This is a genomic window from Leuconostoc gasicomitatum LMG 18811 (assembly GCF_000196855.1).
Taxonomy (GTDB): domain Bacteria; phylum Bacillota; class Bacilli; order Lactobacillales; family Lactobacillaceae; genus Leuconostoc; species Leuconostoc gasicomitatum.
The window spans coordinates 1,199,409-1,223,687 of the sequence record NC_014319.1 but is presented as its reverse complement, the minus strand read 5'-3'; the positions used below and the strand labels follow the sequence as shown (position 1 = coordinate 1,223,687).

At 37.3% G+C, this 24,279-nt stretch carries 18 protein-coding genes; 17 read left to right on the top strand and 1 reads right to left on the bottom strand.

Annotated elements, in window-relative coordinates:
- The first annotated feature begins 200 nt into the window (after nt 1–200).
- The 17 genes from glmS to LEGAS_RS05810 all read left to right on the top strand — a co-directional run bounded on the left by glmS (nt 201) and on the right by LEGAS_RS05810 (nt 23,123).
- Entirely contained in the window at nt 201–2,006 is a 1,806-nt protein-coding gene (glmS, locus tag LEGAS_RS05890; protein WP_010389225.1) for a glutamine--fructose-6-phosphate transaminase (isomerizing), read from the top strand.
- 112 nt (nt 2,007–2,118) lie between these two features.
- A complete protein-coding gene (locus LEGAS_RS05885) occupies nt 2,119–2,898 on the top strand; it encodes an isoprenyl transferase (protein WP_010389222.1) in 780 nt (259 codons plus the stop codon).
- Between the two features lie 3 nt (nt 2,899–2,901).
- The gene (locus LEGAS_RS05880; RefSeq protein WP_013231701.1) at nt 2,902–3,696 is read left to right on the top strand and encodes a phosphatidate cytidylyltransferase; all 795 of its coding nucleotides are present in this window, start codon (nt 2,902–2,904) and stop codon (nt 3,694–3,696) included.
- A gap of 7 nt (nt 3,697–3,703) precedes the next feature.
- The gene (rseP, locus tag LEGAS_RS05875) at nt 3,704–4,957 is read left to right on the top strand and encodes an RIP metalloprotease RseP (RefSeq protein WP_013231700.1); all 1,254 of its coding nucleotides are present in this window, start codon (nt 3,704–3,706) and stop codon (nt 4,955–4,957) included.
- A 55-nt stretch (nt 4,958–5,012) separates the two neighbouring features.
- Nucleotides 5,013–6,728 carry a proline--tRNA ligase gene (locus tag LEGAS_RS05870; RefSeq protein WP_010389220.1) on the top strand — a complete coding sequence of 572 codons (1,716 nt, stop codon included), beginning with the start codon at nt 5,013–5,015 and terminating at the stop codon, nt 6,726–6,728.
- 51 nt (nt 6,729–6,779) lie between these two features.
- A complete protein-coding gene (locus tag LEGAS_RS05865; RefSeq protein ID WP_013231699.1) occupies nt 6,780–11,093 on the top strand; it encodes a PolC-type DNA polymerase III in 4,314 nt (1,437 codons plus the stop codon).
- A gap of 82 nt (nt 11,094–11,175) precedes the next feature.
- Nucleotides 11,176–11,580 carry a phosphate-starvation-inducible protein PsiE gene (locus LEGAS_RS05860; RefSeq protein WP_013231698.1) on the top strand — a complete coding sequence of 135 codons (405 nt, stop codon included), beginning with the start codon at nt 11,176–11,178 and terminating at the stop codon, nt 11,578–11,580.
- A gap of 315 nt (nt 11,581–11,895) precedes the next feature.
- Nucleotides 11,896–12,807: a ribokinase gene (gene rbsK / locus LEGAS_RS05855; RefSeq protein WP_010389217.1), complete on the top strand. Its 912-nt coding sequence runs from the start codon at nt 11,896–11,898 to the stop codon at nt 12,805–12,807.
- Entirely contained in the window at nt 12,807–14,264 is a 1,458-nt protein-coding gene (locus tag LEGAS_RS05850) for an RsmB/NOP family class I SAM-dependent RNA methyltransferase (RefSeq protein ID WP_013231697.1), read from the top strand. Before rbsK ends, LEGAS_RS05850 begins: the two co-directional genes overlap by 1 nt.
- 163 nt (nt 14,265–14,427) lie before the next feature.
- The gene (locus LEGAS_RS05845) at nt 14,428–15,543 is read left to right on the top strand and encodes a BMP family lipoprotein (protein ID WP_010388812.1); all 1,116 of its coding nucleotides are present in this window, start codon (nt 14,428–14,430) and stop codon (nt 15,541–15,543) included.
- A 163-nt stretch (nt 15,544–15,706) separates the two neighbouring features.
- A complete protein-coding gene (locus LEGAS_RS05840) occupies nt 15,707–16,045 on the top strand; it encodes a cysteine desulfurase (protein WP_010388810.1) in 339 nt (112 codons plus the stop codon).
- 1 nt (nt 16,046) lies between these two features.
- Nucleotides 16,047–16,700 (top strand): histidine phosphatase family protein, encoded by a 654-nt coding sequence (locus LEGAS_RS05835; RefSeq protein ID WP_010388808.1) that lies wholly within the window; start codon nt 16,047–16,049, stop codon nt 16,698–16,700.
- Between the two features lie 47 nt (nt 16,701–16,747).
- Nucleotides 16,748–19,132, top strand: a complete 2,385-nt coding sequence (recD2, locus tag LEGAS_RS05830) for an SF1B family DNA helicase RecD2 (RefSeq protein ID WP_013231696.1) — start codon at nt 16,748–16,750, stop codon at nt 19,130–19,132.
- Nucleotides 19,133–19,179: 47 nt separating this feature from the next.
- Nucleotides 19,180–20,154 (top strand): ribose-phosphate diphosphokinase, encoded by a 975-nt coding sequence (locus tag LEGAS_RS05825; protein WP_010390872.1) that lies wholly within the window; start codon nt 19,180–19,182, stop codon nt 20,152–20,154.
- Nucleotides 20,151–21,044, top strand: a complete 894-nt coding sequence (locus LEGAS_RS05820; RefSeq protein WP_010390874.1) for a GDSL-type esterase/lipase family protein — start codon at nt 20,151–20,153, stop codon at nt 21,042–21,044. Before LEGAS_RS05825 ends, LEGAS_RS05820 begins: the two co-directional genes overlap by 4 nt.
- 2 nt (nt 21,045–21,046) lie before the next feature.
- A complete protein-coding gene (locus LEGAS_RS05815; RefSeq protein WP_013231695.1) occupies nt 21,047–22,039 on the top strand; it encodes an aldo/keto reductase in 993 nt (330 codons plus the stop codon).
- Nucleotides 22,040–22,154: 115 nt separating this feature from the next.
- The gene (locus tag LEGAS_RS05810; RefSeq protein ID WP_013231694.1) at nt 22,155–23,123 is read left to right on the top strand and encodes a class A sortase; all 969 of its coding nucleotides are present in this window, start codon (nt 22,155–22,157) and stop codon (nt 23,121–23,123) included.
- A 110-nt stretch (nt 23,124–23,233) separates the two neighbouring features.
- Here LEGAS_RS05810 and mvk read toward each other — a convergent pair whose 3' ends face one another.
- Nucleotides 23,234–24,166, bottom strand: a complete 933-nt coding sequence (gene mvk / locus LEGAS_RS05805) for a mevalonate kinase (protein ID WP_013231693.1) — start codon at nt 24,164–24,166, stop codon at nt 23,234–23,236.
- Between the last annotated feature and the right edge of the window lie 113 nt (nt 24,167–24,279).

Below are 24,279 nucleotides of genomic sequence, written 5' to 3'. Positions count from 1 at the left end.
CGCTCACTTTCATTTTTTAATAGTTTACCACAATTTAGTGTTTGTGAATGATAGATATATTGTCTAGTAAAGAAAATAAATTGTTAATTAGACCTATACCAATTTTTATATATCGTTGACAAATAGCTTAGTATGCTTTAAAATAGTGGTTGTTAGTGCGATATTGAAAGTTTAACCAATTTAAAAAAGAGGATATATTTATGTGTGGAATTGTTGGTGCTACAGGATTGAATCAAGTTTTACCAAGTTTGTTAAGAGGTTTAGAAAAACTGGAGTATCGTGGCTATGACTCAGCTGGTGTTTATGTTAATGGTGGTGATGCTGGTGACTTTTTAGTACGAGAAAAAGGCCGTGTTTCGGTATTGGAAGAGGCAACTAAAAATAAAAACATCACTGGTACAGCAGGTATTGCGCATACACGTTGGGCTACACATGGTGGCGTTTCTGTCGAAAACGCACACCCACATATGTCTGAAGATGGCCGCTTTTTCTTGGTTCATAATGGCGTTATTGAAAATTATGATGAATTACGCGATACTTATTTGCAAGGGGTAGAGTTACACTCACAAACTGATACCGAAATTGCTGTTCAATTGATTGATAAGTTTTCAAAAGAAAATAATATGTCGACGTTTGATGCCTTTCGTCAAATGATTTCTTTGTTGGACGATAACTCTGCTTATGGCTTTTTGTTAATGGATAATGAAACACCTAATTTATTGTATGCTGCTAAGAAAAAGTCACCACTGTTAATTGGTGTGTCAGATCAGGGAAATGTTGTGACATCAGATGCAGCGGCAATGCTTGATGTGACGCAAGACTTTATTGAGTTGATGGATGGTGACGTTGCAATTATTGATAAAAAAGCAGTGCATTTGTTTGATGCACAGGGTCATGAAGTGACACGTGAGCCATTTCATTTGGATATCGACGCTTCAGAAACTGATAAGGGTGTATATCCTTACTACATGCTAAAAGAAATTGATGAACAAGTGATTGTGGCACATACATTATCACAATATTACTTTGACGACAATGCACAAATTCAAAATATTGATGATGACATTATTTCAGCAATTAAAGCAGCTGATCGTCTTTATATTGTTGCTGCTGGTACATCTTATCACGCTGGACTTGTGGGAAAACGGTATTTTGAACAATGGACTGGTATTCCGACAGAAGTACATATTTCTTCGGAATTTGCTTATGATCAACCCTTGCTAAGTCAACGGCCATTCTTTATTTTCTTGAGTCAGTCAGGAGAAACAGCTGATTCCCGTGAAGTTCTTGATAACGTGGTTAAGCAAGGTTATCCTTCTTTGACTTTAGCAAATGTTATGAATTCAACTTTAACACGTGAAGCAAACTTTGCACTGCCATTGCTGGCTGGTCCAGAAATTGCGGTGGCTTCTACAAAGGCTTATACAGCACAGATTATTGTCGAAGCAATTTTGGCACATGCAGTGGGTAATAGTCAAATTGATTTGAAAAATGAATTGGCAAAAACTGCTGTTGAAATGCAAGTTATTATTGATCAAAAAGATGAATTTAAAGCGATTGCTGAACAAGCATTGCGGGGACAAAGATCAGCGTTTTACATTGGTCGTGGTTTGGATGCTGCGGTAGCGGTTGAAGCCGCTTTGAAGTTAAAAGAGATTTCTTATATTCAAACAGAGGGATTTGCTGCTGGTGAATTAAAGCATGGTACAATTTCATTAATTGAAGAAGGCACACCGGTATTTGCTTTGTTAACACAGTCAAAGACTGCAGGGTTAGTGCGTGGCGAAATTGCACAAGTAGCAGCCCGAGGTGCTAATACAATTATTATTTCAGGCAAAAAGTTAGCCAAAAAAGGGGATGCCTATGTTTTGCCAGATGTTAATGAATTATTAATGCCTTTGCTAACAGTTATACCTGCCCAATTAATTGCTTACTATGCAACATTAGATCGTAATCTTGATGTTGATCGTCCAAGAAATTTGGCTAAGTCTGTTACAGTACAATAAAATTGAGACGTGATAAGAAAATTCTTATCACGTTTTTTTGTGCCTGAGCGTGACATCTGGTAAAATGAGTTAGATACCATTGCGCATGTTGCGCATCAAGGAGGGGGCCATCTTGGCGCTTTTTAAAACGAAAACGAATTTTAGTACTGTACAGGCAAAATTGAAAATACCCGATCATGTTGCTATTATTATGGATGGCAATGGTCGATGGGCGAAACAACGCCTTATGCCAAGAATTGCTGGTCACAAAACAGCTATGAACACAGTCAAAAAAATAGCTACAGCAGCCAGCGATTTAGGCGTTAAAGTATTAACGTTATACGCTTTTTCAACTGAAAATTGGTCGCGCCCGAAGGATGAAGTTAATTTTTTAATGCAATTGCCAATTGACTTTTTTAATGATTTTGTGCCAGATTTAGTTAAAAATAATATTCGAGTTCAAATAATGGGGGATATTAATGGTCTCCCAAAGGGAACACAAATCGCAGTGAAAAATGCCATCAATCAGACTGCTAAAGGAACGGGCATGATTTTGAATTTTGCCTTGAATTATGGGGGGCAAGTAGAGATCGTTGAGGCAGCTAAAACATTAGCCCAGCAGGTTGCTAGTGGTGAGATTGTACCAAATGATATTAATGCTACCCTTTTTTCGAGGGCATTACAGACAGGCGATCTTGGTGATTTGGCTGCACCTGATTTAATGATACGGACTTCGGGAGAACTACGTTTGAGCAATTTTATGCCTTATCAAGCAGCTTATACAGAATTATATTTCACTGATGTCTTATGGCCTGACTATACTGCAGATAATTTAGTTGAAGCTATTACATCATTTACTTCACGTGATCGTCGATTTGGCGGTTTAAACGACAAATACGAAAGCGAGACTTGATAAATGAAAGTGCGTGTTATAACTGCCGTTGTGGCTTTACTCATCTTTGTGCCACTTCTGATTATAGGTAAGTTGCCCTTATTGATTTTAACATTGATAATGGGGGTTGTTGCGATGAGTGAAATCTTACGGATGAAACATATTATTTTGGTATCAACTGAGGCGCTCATTAGTTTTGTGGGCGTCATCGCAATTACCTTACCCAACAGCTTTTGGCATGACATTCCGTTTATTAAAAGTGCGCATATTGTGTTTTACATTTTGGCATTTTTAATGCTATTAAATACTGTGCTAGCTCGTAATCATTTTAATTTTGATGATGCAGGAGCAATGACATTAGCTATGCTATACATTGGTACCGGCTTTCATTATTTTTTTCAAGCAGCAAGCGTTGGTTTACCAACAGTTTTTTTCGGTATGTTGATTGTTTGGATAACTGATTCTGGTGCATACATGTTTGGACGTGCATTGGGGAAACATAAATTGGCGCCTAAAATTAGCCCTAATAAAACATGGGAGGGATCGATTGGTGGTAGTGTAGTTGCTATTGTCATTATTCCGATAATTTTTAGCATGTTTAAATGGTTGCCAAATTATGGGTTACTTGAATTGCTGGTGTTTGCAATTATATTGTCAATTGCAGGGCAATTGGGAGATTTGATTGAATCAGGATTTAAAAGACATTATGGTGTTAAAGATTCAGGAAATATATTACCAGGTCATGGCGGTATTTTAGATCGTTTTGACTCAATGCTCATCGTAATGCCGTTGATGGCTATTTTAGGTATGTTAGGATGAAAACCATATGAATTTAACCGCAATTATTGCATTTATATTTGTTTTTGGTGTATTGGTAGCAGTACATGAATTTGGGCACTTTTTTGTTGCTAAAAAAGCAGGGGTACTAGTACGCGAATTCGCAATTGGTATGGGACCAAAGTTATTAAGTTGGCGTCGCAATCATACAGCGTATACGGTTCGAATCTTGCCAGTAGGTGGCTATGTTCGCATGGCAGGATTAGATGAAGAAGCAGACTTAGATCCTGGGCAACGGGTACGCTTAATATTTGATGATCAAAAAAACATTATAAAAATTGATAAGCGTATTGATGAGTTTGGCGAAGGGGTACCATTTCAAGTAGACACGTTTGATTTAAGTGATGACTTAATTTTAACCGGTTTTCTAAATGGCGACGAGTCATCAAAAACGTTATCAGTTCATCACGATGCCACGATTGTTGAAAGCAATGGGACAGAAATTCAAATTGCACCTCGAGATACGTGGATTCAAAGTGCTAAAGTTTATAAACGCGCGTTAATTAATATTGCGGGACCAGCAATGAATTTTATTTTAGCGCTGGTCGTATTTTCTGGATTGGCATTTGCTTTACCGGAAGTGACGTTAAACGAACCAATTGTTGGTACTGTCCAAAGTAATATGCCAGCAAAAGAAGCTGGTTTGAGAGCTAATGATCAAATTATTGCTATTAATAATCAAAAAATGACCACTTGGGAACAGGTAGCAACCACCATTAGTAATACACCAAACAATAAGTTTGTTTTTTCCGTATTACGAAACGGAAATAAAATAAAATTAAACATGACTGCAAAAACTGTTAAAATAGATGGTGTTAACAGATCATTAGTAGGTATAACAGCACGGACATATACTGATTTTGGTTCGCGCATTAAATATGGTGTTTTAACGACAAGTACGACGATACAAAGAATTTGGTACGCTTTAAGTCACCTTTTTTCTGGTGGGTTTAGCTTAGATAAGCTGGGTGGACCGGTATCTATCGCCAAGCAAACATCCACGGTAGCCAAAACAGGATTTCTGGGTATTTTGGCTTTTATGGCTATGCTATCGTTAAATTTAGGGATTATGAATTTAATTCCAATACCAGCATTGGATGGCGGCAAATTGGTTTTAAATGCTATAGAAGCCGTCCTTCGTAGACCGTTACCAGCATCAATTGAAAATGTGGTGACGATTGGCGGTGCAGTTTTCATGTTTGTTTTGATGATTGCTGTCACAATAAACGATTTATTACGTTGAATCTTTAAATAATAAGCGACATAGACTATTCAAAAAAATTGAGCGAGGATTACTTATGAAACAATCTAAATTGTTAATGCCAACTTTACGAGAAATACCTGCTGATGCAGAAGTTAAGAGTCATCAGTTATTACTTAAAGCTGGGTTTATTCGTCCTGTAGCGGCAGGTATGTTCTCATATTTACCAATGGCTAAGCGTGTATTAAATAAAATTGAAAATATCATTCGCGAAGAAATGAATGCTATTGATGCTAATGAAATGCTGGTACCAGAAATTTTACCCGCTGAACTTTGGGAAAAATCAGGTAGATATGAAACATATGGGCCAGCATTGTATAAGTTTAAAAACCGTCAGGATCGTGATTTTATTTTAGGTCCGACACATGAAGAAACATTTACACAGCTCATGTCTGATGATATTAAATCTTATAAAAAACTACCGTTGGTTGTTTATCAAATTCAGCCAAAATTTCGTGATGAAAATAGACCACGCTTTGGACTCTTACGTACCCGTGAGTTTATTATGAAGGATGCTTATTCATTTAGTGCAGATCAAGCAGGCTTAGATCAAGCATTTCATAATATGGAAACTGCTTATATTAAAATTTTTGATCGTATTGGGTTGTCATATCGTGCCATTGTTGGTGACGCCGGTGCGATGGGCGGATCAGATTCAAAAGAATTTTCAGCCCCTGCTGCTGCCGGAGAAGATATTATTGCCTACTCTGATGCAACAGATTATGCGGCTAACTTAGAGATGGCGAAAGATTTTTACGAACGACAAAATCAAACTGCAGAAGCGCAAGCACTAACGTTAATTGATACGCCGAATGCAAAAACGATTACAGAAATTTCAAATTTTTTATCAATTGAAGCGACAATGATTGCAAAGACAATTATGTTTGTGGCAGATGATAAATTAGTAGCAGTTGTAACGACTGGTGATTTTGAAGTTAACACTGTGAAGGTGCAAAATTTCTTACAGGCTGATACGCTTGAAGTTGCAGAAGAAAACCAAGTACGCGACCTATTGGGAGCTGGATTTGGGTCACTTGGGCCGGTTAATCTACCTGAAGAGGTGCAATTGTTGGTCGATGAGCGTGCTGCTGATATGGCAAACTTTGTTGCTGGTGCGAATGAAGATGGTAAACATTATCAAAATATTAATTGGCAACGTGATGTTAAACTTCTTGAAGAAAATATTGGTGATTTCCGTACAGCACGTGAGGGAGATACTGCAGTTGATGGTAAAGGTCAATTAGTATTTACGCCAGGAATTGAGATCGGCCATATATTTAAACTCGGTACGCGTTATTCAAAAGTGTTAGGTGCACAAGTGTTGAATGAAAATGGTCGTCAAACAGACATGATTATGGGGTCTTATGGCATCGGTGTGTCGCGTCTTCTCAGTGCTATAGTTGAACAAAAAGCTGATGCAGACGGTCTTATATGGCCTGCAAATGTTGCGCCATTTGATGTACACATTGTGCCAGTCAATATAAAAGATGCCGATCAAGTACGTGTGGCAGGACAATTAGAAACGTTATTGACAACACAAGGATTAGAAGTCTTAGTTGATGATCGAAAAGAGCGTGCTGGCGTTAAGTTTGCTGACGCTGATCTTATAGGCTTACCAATTCGAATTACGGTCGGTAAAAAAGCCAGTGAAGATATTGTCGAAGTTAAGGTACGCGCAAGTAATACAAATATTGAGATGCGCCTAAGTGAGGTCGTTGATTCTGTTTCGGTATTACTGAGCGGTGATAAATAAGACAAAAAACCGATTCTTTCGGTTTTTTTAATCAATAAATTAGAGGGAAATATGGCATTAACCCAACAAGAACAATTACAGCATTTACTGAATCATATTCAGTTACCCGAAGAAATGAAGGGGTTTTTTAGTGGTGGTGAACTAACACAGGTTGTTGTTTCAAAAAACTCAAAAACGTGGACCTTTCAATTAGCCTTGGATAAAATATTGCCCGTTAATGTATTGATGCAACTTCGTCAAAATTTACACACGGCATTTACTAATATTGCAGGGACAGTAGTAATCATTAAAACATCAGTTCAAGTAGTTGATGAAGAGCTAGTTAATCAATATTGGCATATTGCACTTTCAGAATCAAACCTGAATCATACTGTCATTCAACAAATGGCTAGTAACACGATGCTAAAAAGAATAGACCAGAATCACTATAGCGTTGCCGTTGGTGCTCAGCTATTATATAGTTCTTTAAATGAATCCGCATTAGACTCAATTGTGTCTGCATATCAAAATTTTGGTTTTTCTAAAATCATTTTGACACCAAGCAAAGATGATGTTTTAGCGCAACAAATTGAAGAAAGCGTTGCGCAACACCATGCCAAGGTGAATGAAGATTTGCAAAAGGCAATTAAAGCTAGTGAACAAGCTAAACCAAAATCGTCAATGACAGGTGTGAAATTAACACTAGGACGTAAAATTGCAACTGATGCTGAGATAACACGCTTAGAAACAATTGATAATGAGGAAAATCGTGTAGTTGTCGAAGGATACATATTTGCTAGTGAAATTCGTGAATTGCGTTCAGGGCGTAAACTCATGACACTTAAAGTAACAGACTATTCAAGTGCCATAGCTGCTAAAAAGTTTTCAAATAATGAATCTGATGAGGCCGTATTTGAAAACTTGAAAACTGGTATGTGGGTACGCATGTCTGGTAATGTCCAAGAAGATACTTATGCGCGTGAATTAGTGTTAAACATTTATGATTTGCAAGTTATTGATCATGAAGGTCGTCAAGAAAAATATCAAGGTGACAAAAAGCATATTGAATTACAAGTGCACTCTACTATGTCATCAATGGATGCGGTAACCGATTATGCTGCTGTGGCAAAGCTAGCTAAAAATTGGGGGCAAGAAGCACTGGCAATCATTGATACAGCTAACGTGCAGGGTTTTCCAGAAGCAGTAGCTGCCGGACAGAAAAACGATTTAAAAATGATTTATGGTATGGAAGCTAACCTTGTTGAAGATGGGGAACCAATCGGATTTGGTTTATCACCAGTTGCGTTACTTGATAAGGACACAATTTATGTTGCGTTTGATTTAGAAACAACTGGACTATCTGCTGTAACAGATAAGATTATTGAACTGTCTGCTGTTAAAATGCAGCTTGGCAATGTCATTGAAAAGTTTTCAGAATATATTAATCCAGGCTTCCCACTATCTGATTTTACAACTAAATTAACTTCGATAACCGATACAATGGTTGCTCATACTGATACTGAAGAAAATATTATTAAACGGTTTAGACAATGGGTTGGTGAGGCTGTTTTAATTGGACACAATGTGACCTTCGACATTGGTTTTATGAATGCCGCTTACGCAAGATATAGCCAAGAATCTATTACAAATCCAGTGATTGATACTTTACCATTTACACGGTGGTTGTACCCTGATTATAAGTCTTATCGATTAGGCACGATTGCCAAGCGTTTTAATATTAATCTAGAACAAGCGCATCGCGCAATATTTGATGCAGAAACTACTGGGCATATTGCTTGGCGTCTGATCAAAGAAGCAAATTTACGTTATGATTTAGTTCGTCATGAGCAATTAAATGATCATATGACAGAAGGCGATGCTTGGAAACACGGACGTCCAGTTCATGCTACGTTACTTGTTCAAAATGATATTGGTTTGAAAAATTTATATAAATTGGTTTCTCAATCCAATATTAATTTTTTTGCTCGTGTGCCACGTATCCCACGTTCAATTTTAGATCAATATCGCGAAGGATTAATTATTGGCACTGGTGATACAAGTGGTGATGTCATTATGACATTGATTGAAAAGGGACGAGATGAAGCCCTTAAAAAAGCTCAGTATTATGATTATATCGAAATTCAACCAACTGCGAATTACGAGCCAATGCTTGAATCAGAATTAATCGCAAATACAGAAAAGTTACACGCTATTTTACAAGAGATGGTGTCAATTGGTGATCAGTTAAAAAAACCTGTCGTTGTAACGGGAGATGTTAAGTATACAAATCCGGAAGATAAAATTTATCGTGATATTTTAATTGCCACGCAACCAGGTAATCCTCAAAACAGGACAGCGTTACCTAAACTGTATTTTCGTACAACTCAGGATTTATTGGATGATTATGCTTTTATGGGTGAAGATTTGGCCAAAAAACTAATTATCGACAATACACATGTTGTTGCTAATATGTTGGAGACGATTTCACCACTAAAAAGCGGTTCGTATCCGCCTAATATTCCAAGTGCTGGTGATGAACTTACCAAACGCACACTTGCAACAGCCAAAAAATGGTATGGTGATCCGGTGCCAAATGTCATTCAATCACGAATTGATCAAGAATTAACTGCAATTATTGGCAATGGATTTGCGCCACACTATATTATCGCGCAACGACTAGTTGAAAAATCAAACAAAGATGGTTATTTAGTGGGTTCACGTGGCTCGGTTGGTTCTTCCTTTGTTGCCACAATGTCAGGTATAACAGAGGTTAACCCTTTTGCACCGCATTATCGTAGCGCACATGGCGATTATTTTGAGTTGGCAGATCCTAAAATCTATGAGTCGGGTTATGATCTTCCTGACAAAGCTGACCCTAATCATCCAAATGAAATGTTAATTGGGGATGGCCAAAATATTCCATTTGAAACGTTCATGGGCTTTAAAGGGGACAAGGTACCAGATATTGATTTGAATTTTTCTGGTGATTATCAACCCATTGCACATAACTATATGAAAGTGTTGTTTGGTGAACATAATGTTTACCGTGCAGGAACAATAGCAACTGTCGCTGAGAAAACGGCCTTCGGTTACGTTAAGGGTTATGAAAGAGATCATGAGAAACAATATCGTGGCGCTGAGGTAGAACGTTTAGCGCAAGGCGTAACTGGAGTTAAGCGGACAACTGGCCAGCATCCAGGAGGCATTTTGATTGTGCCACGAGAGTATGAGGTGTATGACTTTACACCGGTACAATATCCAGCGGATGACCAAAAATCGTTGTGGCAAACGACGCACATGGATTATCACGCTATTCACGATAACTTACTCAAAATGGATATATTAGGACATGATGATCCGACTATGGTTCGCACTTTAAAAGATATGTCAGGAATTGACCCACAATCAATTCCAGCCAATGATCCCGGTGTATTGAGTTTGTTTACATCACCAAAAGCGTTAGGCGTGACGGAGGAACAAATTTTTTCAAAGACTGGTACACTTGGTTTACCAGAATTTGGTACAAATTTTGTGCGTGGCATGTTGGAAGAAACACAACCACATAATTATTCGGAATTGTTACAAATTTCTGGTTTATCACATGGCACTGATGTGTGGTTAGGAAATGCGAACGAATTAATTGAAAATGGTACAGCAACAATCGGTACGGTTATTGGAACACGTGACAAAATTATGACTGATTTGATTAATTGGGGATTTCCAGCAGCTGATGCATTTAACGTTATGGAAAAAGTGCGTAAAGGCAAGGGAATAACGGATGACTATCAAGTGCAGTTACGTGAAGCAAAAATTCCAGAATGGTATATTCAATCAATGCTAAAAATTAAGTATATGTTTCCGCGTGCTCATGCGGCAGCATATGTATTAATGGCCTTGAGAATTGCATACTTTAAAGTATATTTCCCAATGATTTACTACGCGACTTACTTTTCTGTCCGTGCAGATCAATTCGATATTGTGGCGATGAGTCGTGGAAAGAACGCAACGAAAGAGGCTTTGAAACGTTTACGAGCGCTTGGAAACGATGCGACTGTTGGTGATAAAAATTTGCTAACTGTACTTGAGATGGCTAATGAAGCGCTTGAACGAGGGATAACTTTTTCGATGGTGGATTTGTACAAATCAGAGGCCAATGAATGGGTTATTGATGGCGACACATTAATCCCACCTTTTTCAGCAGTCCCTAGTTTAGGAGAGAACGTTGCTAAGCAAATTATTGTTGCACGGCAAGATAAGTCCTTCTTAAGTAAAGAAGATCTGAAAAAACGTGGTAAGGTATCACAAACAGTTATTGACTATTTAACACAGAATTCTGTACTAGATGGTATGCCTGATGAAAATCAGTTAAGTTTGTTTGATTTTTAATAGATGCATCTAACTTATGGCAAGGTAAGCGTATAACATGTGAATTAATAATGGTAAACGACATAAAAACAGGAGTCAAGTTATGAGACATGAGTGGCACCAGAAGGTTGCAAATTGTTTTGAATATGTGCTAAATATAGTGATGATTTGTATTGGCTTTGTGATTTTTGGATTTTTATTACGCGAGATTTATAATTTAGCACACTTATTGATTACGATTAACGATATGCGAGCGCATTTTAATGAAATAACTGAGGCGACATTAGCAGTATTCTTATTTTTTGAGTTTATGAGTCTGGTGCGCGAATATTTCATTAAAGACGCACATATTAGTATGGAGAGCTTTTTGTATATTGGCGTAACCGCGCTTATTCGTGCTATTTTGGTATATCATGATCAAACCACTAAAACATTATTATTAGCAATTTCAATTTCTCTGCTAGTTGTTGCATTGACAATTTATCGTTTTTTTAGAGAAAAAAAATAAAATAATAGTAACGGATTAATATTTAAAAATCTCTGTGAAATTGGTATTAAAAAACCGAGTTCACAGAGATTTTTTGATTCAATGTGTGTAAGATTGACTTTCATAAGATGATGGTGGACTTATCTGACTTAAACTTGTTGGGAAATACCTAATTAGCACCTATTAACGCACTTTTTTGATACTTAAAATCATGGTATGATGATAGATATGATAAAAATTAATGAAGGGAATGTGTTCAGTCGCAATTGCTTGTCCTTTATAATAAAGCTGATATAAAAAACAAATGGAAGCACTTGTGACTGGATACTATAAGCCATGACTAAAAATATTGTTGTACTTGGTAGCCTAAATGTCGATAACATTATGAAAATGCCACGCATGCCACTAGTCGGTGAAACTATGGCATTAACTGATGTGACGACAGCACCCGGTGGTAAGGGAGCAAACCAAGCGGTGGCCGCCGCACGTCAAGGAGCCAATGTCTCATTTATTGGTTCTGTTGGGAATGATAGCAATGGTCAATTTATGCGTGCCACATTACTTTCAAATGGGGTTAACGTCAATGCAGTGACAACAAATAGTGAAGTACCTACTGGATCAGCTTACATTATGTTGCAAGAAAATGGGGCAAATACAATTTTGATTCATGGTGGTGCAAATCAGGCACTCACAGTCGCTGATTTAGATGAAAATGTGATTGCAAAAGCGGATACACTGATTGCACAATTTGAGGTACCATTAGAGGTTATTGTTGCAGCTTTTAAAATTGCTAAGGCAAATAATGTGCAAACTATTTTAAACCCTGCACCAGCTGTTTATGATTTAATACCAGAATTAACGCATGTAACAGATATTATTTTACCAAATGAAACTGAGGCACAATTATTGACGGGTATTACCGTTGAGAATAATGAAGCAGTTTTGAATCGTGTGAGCAATGCAATTCTAGCTAAAGGTGTGCCACGTAGTATTATTACATTAGGTGACGCGGGTTCTTTTGTAGCGGATAGAGATAAGCGTTGGTGGGTTAAACCTAATAAAGTTGATGCAGTTGATACAACAGGTGCTGGTGATACTTTTATTGGTACGTTAGCCAGTGTGATTGATGCTGATTTTAATAACTTGGAAGAAACTGTGAAACGGGCAAGTATTGCGAGTGCGATTGCTGTCACACGTGCTGGCGCTATTCCTTCAATCCCGACACGTGATGAGGTCGATGCTTTCTAATGTCAACTTTACCAGAGGATTTTATAAGCAAATATACACGTTTGTTAGGTAACGAATCAATCGATTTCTTTAAAGCATTCGATGGTCCTGTGCAAAAGGCGTATCGTATTAATCCCTTAAAAGCGAATACTGATTTACTAGACACACCAAATGATGGGCAAGTACCGTATGGTCAATGGGGTTTTTTTGGTGCGGTTTCGGGTCACTCTATATCACATGTGACGGGTGTCGTTTATTCTCAAGAACCTTCAGCACAGTTTGTCGGCGAAACTGTGCGGCCAGAACCTGGGGAACGTATTTTGGATTTGGCAGCGGCTCCAGGTGGCAAAACGACTCATTTAGCAGCATTTATGCAACAAAAGGGACTTTTGTGGTCCAATGAAATTTTTTTGAATCGTGCTAAAATATTAAGTGAAAATGTGGAACGTATGGGCTTGCAAAATAGTGTTGTGAGCTCCCATACACCGGCGGAACTTAGTGTTAAGTTACCACAATATTTTGATAAAATTTTACTTGATGCGCCTTGTTCGGGAGAAGGCATGTTTCGAAAAAATATCACTGCAATAAAGCAATGGCATAAAGATTTTCCCCAAGAACTAGCCGAACTCCAGCGTGAAATTTTGCATGAAGCAGTAAAAATGTTGCGCCCTGGCGGTCAAATTATCTATTCGACGTGTACGTTTTCACCAGAAGAAGATGAACAAATGATTGCATGGTTGATGTCTGAATATCCTGAATTCACCCTAAAAGCAATTAATAAACCACAAGATACATATATTAGTGATGGCCAGCCTGCATGGGCAGATAAGCAATTTACAGATGGTCAAGTGGATCAGAGTAAAACAATTGATCAAGAAGTACTTAAAAAAACGGCACGTTTGTGGCCACAACGATTGAATGGAGAAGGTCATTTTGTGGCCAAACTTGAAAAATCACCAAATGTACCTTTAAGTGATCACATTGTTAAGCCACTCAAACCAATTGAATTGAATTCTGAACAACAAAAATTAATGACTTCATTTGTCAGTGAATCTTTTGTTTCATTCCAGTTAGACAAGCGTCAATTCACTTTATTCGGGGACCGGTTATACTTAGCACCTGTTGGAACACCTGATATTTCAGGAATGAAAATTTTACGTTTAGGCATAGAAATGGGCACTTTTAAAAAGAACCGTTTTGAACCAGCGCATGCCTTGGCGTTGGCAATGCATCCAGATGAGTTTGTACAAAAATACAATATGACTACTGATGATTGGGCTAAGTTTGTTCATGGAGATGTGATTCGGCCAGATAGTGGTGCTTCACTTAAAAAAGGTTGGGTGTTGATGGTTGCTAACGGTAATGGCGCTGGTTGGGGTCGTTATGTTGATGGACAAATTAAAAATTTCTTTCCAAAGGGATTACGTTTTATGGTTAAGCAAACACATTCTGATTTATTAGAGGATGATATGTATTAAAAGCCGGTAGGCTTTTTTTGTTTGTCAAGGACATAATGAGGCCTTGTTCTCGGCAACAAATGACGTATAATATTGTTTTGGACGCATGAATTATGAGCTGATGATATGAGAAATAATGCAATTTATATTTTTTAAATCATCTCAAAAAGGGAGAATAATCATTATGAATAAATCAACTAAAATAATTATTGGTGTAGCCGCTGTAGCGGTTGTGGGTGTTGGCATTTATGCAGCAACGACACATAAATCAAGTACAGCAACTCAAGCGAATGTAGCAGCAAAACTCGGTTTAGTTTTGGATGTTGGTGGTGTCGATGACCACTCATTTAACCAGTCGGCTTGGGAGGGTGCTAAGCAGTATGCAAAGGTAAATCAATTGCAGGCTGGACAAAATAAACCTGTGACTTACTTTACTGCATCGGATCATTCAGATTTAGACCAAAATTTTAATTTAGCAACGAAAAATAAACAATATAAAATTGTTTATGGTATTGGTTATTCGTTAAACCAACCAATTACAAAATCAGCTAAACTAAATCCAAAACAAAAATTTGTTTTAGTTGATGATATTGTCACAAACCGTCCTAACGTTGCCTCAGTTATGTTTCGTTCAGAACAATCATCATATCTAGCCGGTGTCGCAGCAGCTACTAAAGCTCAAAAAAACAATGAGAAAAAAATTGGTTTCATTGGTGGCATTCATGGGAACATTATTGATGCGTTTGATGCAGGTTTTGAGGCAGGTGTTAAAGCAACCGATTCTTCGTTGACAGTTGAAAAGCAATACGCAAATTCATTTACTGATTCTGCTAAAGGAAAAACTATTGCTGCGGCGATGTATGCATCAGGAATTAAAACTATTTTTGCTGCAGCGGGATTTGTGGGCAATGGTGCATTTTCAGAAGCAAAAGCTGAAAATTCTAAGTTGACAGCTGATTCCAAAGATCGTCTATACATTATTGGCGTTGATCGTGACCAAAAATCAGATGGGGCGTATACATCAAAAGATGGTAAAAAGGCAACATCAACACTTGCTTCTTCAATTACTTCGGTTGGGGATGGTGTTAAAAATATTGCTGAGACGTACAATAAAAATAAAACTTTCCCTGGCGGTAAGACAATAGCTTATGGTTTGAAAGAAAATGGCGTTTATTTAACAGATTCAGAATTAACAGCAGCAGAAGCAGCGGCAGTTAAAAAAGCACAGAAGGCAATTATTAATGGCACAATAAAAGTTCCAAATCACCCAAAGGGATCACAATTTGACCAAAAATTTTAAATGCAATTGGTGGATTAAGTGCCACTATAAGTTATGATAAAGAATAAAGTTGAGAAGCGTCACGATTGAGGACGCTTTTTTGTTATAATGATAAGAGTATGTTTTAGGAGGAAGTGTGTTTGTTAGCTATTAATATGATGGAGAACAAACACACAATAATAAAATGGCTTTTAACAAAATAGTAACGGTTCCGGATGATGCGACTTATAAATTAAGTGATAATATCAAAAAATATACACTGGGTGATCTTGGATTTATTACCAACAATGCTGGTGTGCATGTTTTGCATCGTGCTTTAGAACCAGAAAAATCATTAGTCAATGCGATTCAGTTAAAAATATCGGTTAACCAAGAATTGACTGGATTTAAAATAAGCACATTGTCTGCTGGTGATGTCGTTCGCGTTAATATATTTAAAAATAATAACGCAGAAGAAATGACTAAATTGTATCATTTCTTTATGACAGAGTTGGTGGCACGTAATGTGCTGGAAAAGATATAATATGACCAAATTTTATTTCGTCCGTCATGGACAAACTGAATGGAATCTTGAACGTCGTTTTCAAGGCGGGCAAGGTGATTCTAATTTATTACCATCGAGTTACGATGATATGGCAAAAGTCGGCAAGTTTCTTAACCATGTGGATTTTGCGCGTGTATTTGCTTCACCATTAAAACGTGCCCGAATCACTGCTGTTAATATTGTAAAGCACTTAAATTATCATGGACGTTTGTCATTGCGATCAAATATTGCTGAAGTTGGTCTTGGCAAATGGGAAGGTGAATTAGTAGCAAATGTCACCATTAATTACGCAGAGTCGTTCAAAAATTATCGTGAAGATTTAGATAAATTTGAAGGCAAAGAGTTTGAAGGCGAAGGTTACACAAAGGCTGAAAAACGTTTTGTCCGTTTCGTCAAAAATATTGCTAAGCAATATCCAAATGATAATATATTAATTGTCTCGCATGGTATGGCATTATCTTTTGGTATTAATGGCTTGCTTGAACAGCCACGGATGACTATTCGTCAAAGAGGCGGATTAAGTAACACGTCGACAACTGTTTTGTCCACTAATGACGGGCAACATTTTACAGTTGATGACTGGAATAATACAACATATTTGAATAAAAAGCAAAGTGCATCAACTACGATCTAAAAATCGTGTACGACTATGATGAAAAGACGATTTGGACAGAATATTAAATGGCTTATCAAGAACAACAACTCGAAAAAATTACTGGTACGTTACAAAATGTTATATTTGCATCGTCTGATTCCTACTTTAAAATCTTGTCTATTCTGATTGAAGAATCAACGCTTGAAAGTTGGCAAGAGCCTGAAATTATTGCAACTGGCACATTTGCCGATGTGCAAGAGGGCAGTGTATACGCTTTTTATGGTACGGTTGTGCGGCACCCAAAATATGGACAGCAACTGAAAGTAATGCGCTATGAAAATGAATTACCTCCCGATGAAGAAGGGCTCATCAAATATTTTGTGAGTGGGCAATTTTCAGGTATTGGTCAAAAGACAGCTGAAAAAATTGTTGATCATTTGGGTTTAAATGCTGTTAATTTAATTTTGGATGATGTTCATGTATTGGATGGTATCATCAAGGAAGCTACTGCAAAAAAACTTGTCCATAGTTTGCAATTGAATTTGGGCTTAGAACGCTTATTTCAAGTTGGCAACCAATTTGGCATTGGTGCAGATATTGCCGGACGATTGTATGATCAATATGGTAGTGAGGCACAAGATATTTTGATTCAAGATCCTTATCGTTTGGTGTTTGAGTTTGATGGTATATCGTTTAAAACAGCAGATCAGATCGGACAAAAATCGGGCATTGATCATTTGGATGAAAGACGGTTACAGGCAGCAGTTTATGCTGCAATAACGACTGTTAGCTTTCAATATGGGCATACTTATTTAACGCGACAACAGCTACTGCAGTCAACGGCACAATTATTGCGTGATGAGGAACTAAAGGGTGCATTAGAACAGGCAATTACCAAACTATTGGCAACCCATATTTTAGTGGCTGACAATGATAAATTATATACAACAGCTTTGTATGATGCAGAAACACAAGTAGCCCATGACTTGAAACGTTTATTGCAGGCAAAGCAACCATTTGAGATGTCAGTTGCAGATATCGATGCGGCTTTTATCACGCCGGGCCAATTAGAACTCGATAGGACACAAATTGCGGCAGTTAAAGCAGGATTGAACGCACAAGTATTTTTGCTTACTGGTGGGCCTGGAACAGGAAAGACAACCATCGTTCGTTCAATTGTTGCAACATGGCAAAAAATTCTTCAAAAGCGTGCTAAATACTCTGATCAGGCACAGGATTTTTTGAAAATGTATTCAGTTAAAATGGCATCGCCAACTGGTCGAGCAGCCAAACGTATGACTGAAGTAACTGGACATGATGCAACAACAATACACCGTTTACTTGGTATTGCTGATTTAGGTGAACCAGAGTTTACGGCTGATAATCCAATTTCAGGCGGTCTGCTCATTATTGATGAGGCATCGATGTTGGATATTGAATTGACGGCTAAACTACTTGCCGCAGTGCCAAATGGTATGAAACTAATCATTGTTGGTGATTCAGATCAGTTGCCTTCAGTTGGGCCCGGTAATGTATTAGCGGATCTGGTCGCGAGTGGAAAAATGACTCATGTAGAGCTTGATACAATTTATCGACAAGGTAGAGGAAGCAGTATTACCAAGTTGGCACAACATATCAAAAATGGTCAGTTACCGGAAGATTTTATGCAAAATCAACCTGATAGATCAACGTTTATGGTGTCACATGATCAAACCGATATGGCAATTAAACAGGTGGTCCAAGCTGCTATAAAAAAGGGATATACTCAGGATGATTTACAAATTCTAACGCCGATTTATAAAACGACTGCTGGTGTTAATGCGTTGAATACAATGGCGCAAGAATTATTTAATCCAATCAAACCAGCTCAAAAATCTTTGCAATTTGGGACAACAATCTTCCGTAAAGGAGATAAAATTTTGCAATTAGAAAATGATAGTGAGCGTGACGTGTATAATGGGGATATGGGTAAAATTATTGCTGTGCAATATAAAAATGATAAAAGTAATGATGATCATGAGGATCGATTACTGGTTGATTTTGACGGAAAGGAATTATCTTATCCTAAGAAAAATTTAAATCAATTATCACTTGCTTATGCAACCACTGTACATAAGGCACAAGGCAATGAGTTTAAACTTGTAATTGTTGCCTTAACAACCCGATTTGGTTTGATGCTCAATCGAAACTTACTTTACACAGGTATTACGCGTGCAAAAGAAGCTTTAATTTTGGTTGGTGAATATGAAGCATTTAGTCGTGCTGCGCAAACTGCAGTCGCATATCGAGCAACTTTTCTAACAGAACGCTTGAAAGATGAAGTAGTCATTCAACAAAAAAATAGTCATGACAAAAAAACAGAGCGCGCCATTTTAAAAAATATATTAACATTTGAATTGATTCAGTCAGATACCATTGAGCCATTAATTGGATTAAATGGTATCACACCATATGATTTTATGCCAAATTAAAATATGGCCTGTTATAATAAAGTGAGAAAATAAATGGAGTATAAATCATGACGACCCCTGAATATCAAATATTTAGCCTTGGCAGCAATCCAAAATTGGGCAATGAAATTGCTAAAATTTTGGGGACCAAATTATCTGCAATAGATACGCGCCAGTTTGCTGACAACGAAATTTACGAACGTATTGAACAAACTGTGCGAGGACGTGATTTATATGTGATTCAAGGTATTTCAGATCCAGTGAATGATAATTTTATGAAATTGATGATTTTTATTGACGCAGCAAGACGTGCGTCGGCAAAAACAATTAATGTTGTGTTACCTTATTTTGGTTATGCACGTGCGGATCGCAAGGCACGTTCACGAGAACCTATTTCGGCTCGTTTAATTGCTAATATGTTAGAATCTCAGGGCGTAAAACGTGTTATAACAATGGATCTCCATGCAGATCAGGTGCAAGGTTTCTTTGATATACCGGTGGATCATTTACTTTCTATGCCTGCATTAGGACACTATTTTTATGAAAATGATTTATTAGGAGACGATCTAGTTGTCGTTGCACCTGATCATTCTAGTGTTGGTCGTGCGCGTAAATTTGCTGAATTATTGCACGCAGAGTGGGCAGTTGTTGATCGTCGTGTTGATAATTTAGCAGCTAATAAGTCGTATGCTGTGACAGGTAATGTTACTGGTAAAAGAGCCATATTGGTGGATGATATTATTGATACTGGGACGAGTATGGTAGTTGCTAGTGAGGCTTTAGTTGCTGCAGGTGTTACAAAAATTTACGCTGTTGCACCACATGCTGTCTTTTCAGATCAATCAACCAATAGACTTGTTGAATCAGCTATTCAACAAGTCATTATAACAAATACTATTGAAGTACCAGTCGCCAAGCAATTTAATAAATTAATACAAATATCTGTGGCATCACCGTTTGCGGAAACTATTCGTCGCGTTAATGCATTTGAAAGTATAGAAGATATTATGAAGAGCCCAGATAACTTGGATGTGATGTTATGAAAACTATTAACGTTAAGCCATTTCTTTCACCAGAATGGAGCATTTCTGATGAAATGTTTGTGACTACACAATTTGGGGCATGCATCGAATTTAAAACTACCGGTGTTGCAAAAATACAATTGAATTTTAAAACAAGTTGTCAGGGAGTATCTTTTGTTGTAAAAATTAATGAAGAAGCGTGGCAAACGTTACCAATGATAGAACAACAATTGGTATTGACAATACCAACTGAACTATCGCATATACGAATCATGCTACGTGCCATTAACTCTAATAGCATGGCGCTATGGCAGCAGAAAATTATCTTATCAACCATGTTAATTGATAGTGGTCAGGTAACACAAGTTTCGTATAATGAACCCTATGTCACATTTGTTGGGGACTCAATTACAGCTGGGGAGGAAATGGCTCTAGATGGTAATCATCCAGAGTTGAGTTATCCTTTATTAGTGGCCGAAGCACTAGGGAAGCCACTTAACCGCATTGCCTATGGTGGCACTGGATTAACAGCAAGTGCGCCATTTCAAGAACCTACAGCAATTTCTGCTTTATGGCAAGTGGCTGACAACATTGAACGTCAGCGTGTCTTAACAGATCTTGTTATTGTGAATTACGGGACTAACGATTTTAATTATGGTGCCACATCAGACGCTTTCGCATTTGGTTTGCGAATTTATTTATTAGAATTGATAAAACGCTTTCATTCTGCTAAAATAATTTTGATGATACCTTTTAATGGTGCGTTTAAAGATATTTATCAGACCGAAGTAAAACGATTTGATAATTTTATAATTATGGCAACAGATAATTGGATCGTGCCAAATCTGAAAGTACATCCATTAAGTAGTGAACATAAGCAAATTGCTGAGCATATTTTGAGAGGACTTTAACCATGGTTTATGCAGCAGACGAACAACGTTATGAGAAGTTACCCTATCGCCGGGTAAGTGATTCTGGACTGATTTTACCGGCCGTATCTTTTGGATTGTGGCGTAATTTGGGCGACCAAATGCCACTTGAAAATTCTAAAAAAGTTATCTTAAAAGCATTTGATAATGGCATTTTTAGTTTCGATAATGCTTCTAATTACGGGCCAAGTAACGGGACAGCGGAAGAAACATTTGGGCAAGTTTTTCGAAGTGATTTAAAACCCTATCGCGATGAATTAGTCATAACAACTAAAGCTGGTTATCATATGTGGCCAGGGCCGTTAGGAGAATTTTCTGGCAAAAAAACGCTGACTGCTGCATTAGATCTCAGTCTACAACGTATGGGTCTTGATTATGTTGATATTTTTTATGCACACCGTTGGGATCCAAACACACGATTAGAAGAAACAGCGTTGGCTTTAGATTTGTTAGTTAAGCAAGGCAAAGCCTTGTATATCGGTGTTTCAAATTATACGGCAGAGCAAACTGAGGCTATTGCTAAAATATTTAATACGTTAGGGACCCCATTTATAGGTAATCAAGTATCATATAATATGTTGAATCGTACTGCTGAAAAAGATGGATTACTTGAAGTGTTAGATAAAAACCATGCTGGCTTAATTGCTTATGGACCGTTGGCAGAAGGATTACTGACGGATCGTTATTTGGAGGATATACCTAATGATTATCCAATTCATCGCACAAATGAGTTTTTATTTGAGTCTGGGAAAACTGCATTAATTGCCAAACTAAATGCATTAAATACAATTGCAATGGCGCGCGGCCAAAAATTGTCACAAATGGCACTTGCTTGGTTATTAAAAGATGAGCGTGTGCCGAGCGTTATAATTGGTGCTAGCAAGATTAATCATTTATTGGATAATTTATCATTTAGTGATAATATGCTATTTAGTGATGATGAGCTTGTGCGTATTCAAAATATTTTAGAAAAATAAAGTTATTCAAATGTAATATTGACTAGTTATACAAACGACTGTGATCAAATTAAATCGTTAATTAATGAACAGTTTTTGGTGTACAAATTATAATAAAAAATAGCAAGGACGCAATGTGATTTCAATCGTATTACTCAAAACATCAATTCTACCTTCACAAAATGAGCATCAAATAATTTTATTTGGACTCGTTTTTTTTGCTACATTTGTTATCTTTAGTCTTGGTCAGTTAATTATGAATTATAGGCGAAAACGGCATAATTTTGCGTTTTATAATAGTATTATAGCCGCGTGTGTCGTCACAGTAATGGCAATTAGTGGATTATATGTTTATCAGAACAACATATTTGGTATCAATGATATAACCAGAAAGTATTTTCAAAAGCGTGAACGTACAATACTTAATAAAAAAAGTACAAACGATCATACAAAGCGATCTGTGATTTCTCAAATGGTTATGCGTAATGCAGCGAAAGGTTTAGAAAAACAAGGATTTGTTTCTATTCCGAGTCAAAATATTTTATTGCCAATTTATAATGATGCCTATTCTGATAAAGGCTTAAATGCAGGAGCTGATTACGCTAATCGCTCAGAAGTTGATCCGACTGGTCAAGAAAAGCCAAGCATGGGTCATAGTAATTATGGACTGGCAGCACATAATTTTAATGATGGTCATACTGGATTCAGTGCACTACAAGAATCAACAAATCGCAATGAACCATATATAGTCAACGGTCAGTTAAAAGGTTCATCGTGGTTAAATGGTCAAGATGTTTTGCTAGCTAACCAAAAAGGTATTTACCGATATATCATTTATGGACAGACAACAGTTTCAGCAACAGAAGTATCGATTTTAAATCCGACAAAAAATGTTGAATTAACTATTATCAGCTGTTTGTTTCCATCAACGCAGTATCGTATTATTACACATGCAAAACTGCAAAAAACGTATACATGGGCTCAAGCGCCGGCGAAATATGTCAGTGAGTTTAATTTAAATGTGCGTCATACGAATGCACGTGCTAATTGGTGGAATCCGGGAATTGAAGAAGGTGCTAATGGCAATAAAGGTGGCCAAAATTAATTGGTGTTTTAACCAGAATAGTTTGACGTGACTTTTTTTTAATAAATGACGCCATGGCCGGTAGATTTAATCTACCGGCCATGGCGTCATTTATTAGTTATAACAGTATTTCATAATGGTTGAATCCAAGTGTTTTGTGCGCCAGCTTTTGTTAACGCGTTAGCGATTGTAATGGCATCATCATTATTTCTAGCTAAAGCAAACATCGCACCGCCTATACCAGCACCAGTTAGTTTAGCACCTAATGCACCGGCATGGATGGCAGCATTAACAAGGTTATCTAGTTTTGGATGGGAAATGCCTAATGATTGTAGCTCATGATGAGCTGCTGTAAATAACAATCCTGCATGATCTGGATTATTGCTAGTCAAATCAATGCGTACTTTATTTGCTATTTTTCCAAGATGTATAATTTTTTGCCAAGTGAGTTCGTAATCGACATCAAGCTGACTTTTAACAATATTAATAGCATGCATTGTCTGGCCATGTATGCCGGTATCGGCAACGACTAAAGTGCCTGTAAGTGACATGGTAAAAGGTGTTAATTCTTGATGCTTTACAAACCAAATTGGATTGCTTGAACCAACAGTAGCTGCATCTAATCCAGATGCTGAACCATGAGAAATTGTTTCCTCAATATCGGTGAAATATTTTAATTCTTCGGTAAGCAATGGCACATCAACAAAATCAAAAAAAGCTTTAGTAATTGAAGTGGCAAAAGCCGCCGAGGCACCAAATCCACGCTCTTGAGGAATATTTGTGTCAATTGCAAGTGTAAAGGGAACATCAGTCAGTTCAAATTTAGTTAACAGACGCAAAATTAATTGACGTAAACCTTCAACATTAGCACCAAGTTCGTCTAAGTCGCCATGAAATGTGCTACTTTCAATGGTTTGTGCTCGAAAAGCTGGACGTATGGTTGTTGTAACAGTTAAGTTTGTTAATGGAATCGCGATAGCTGGTTGGCCATAAACAACAGCATGTTCGCCAATTAAAATTATTTTAGCGTGGGCAATCCCAACGCCGATCATTTGATTAATCATGTTTTTTCTCCAAATATCCTATACTATTGTACCGCATCGCATTAAATAGTGTAAAATAATAAGAGAATTACGTTGTTAAGTTTGTCGTAAATTTAATGTTTAAGGCAAAGTTA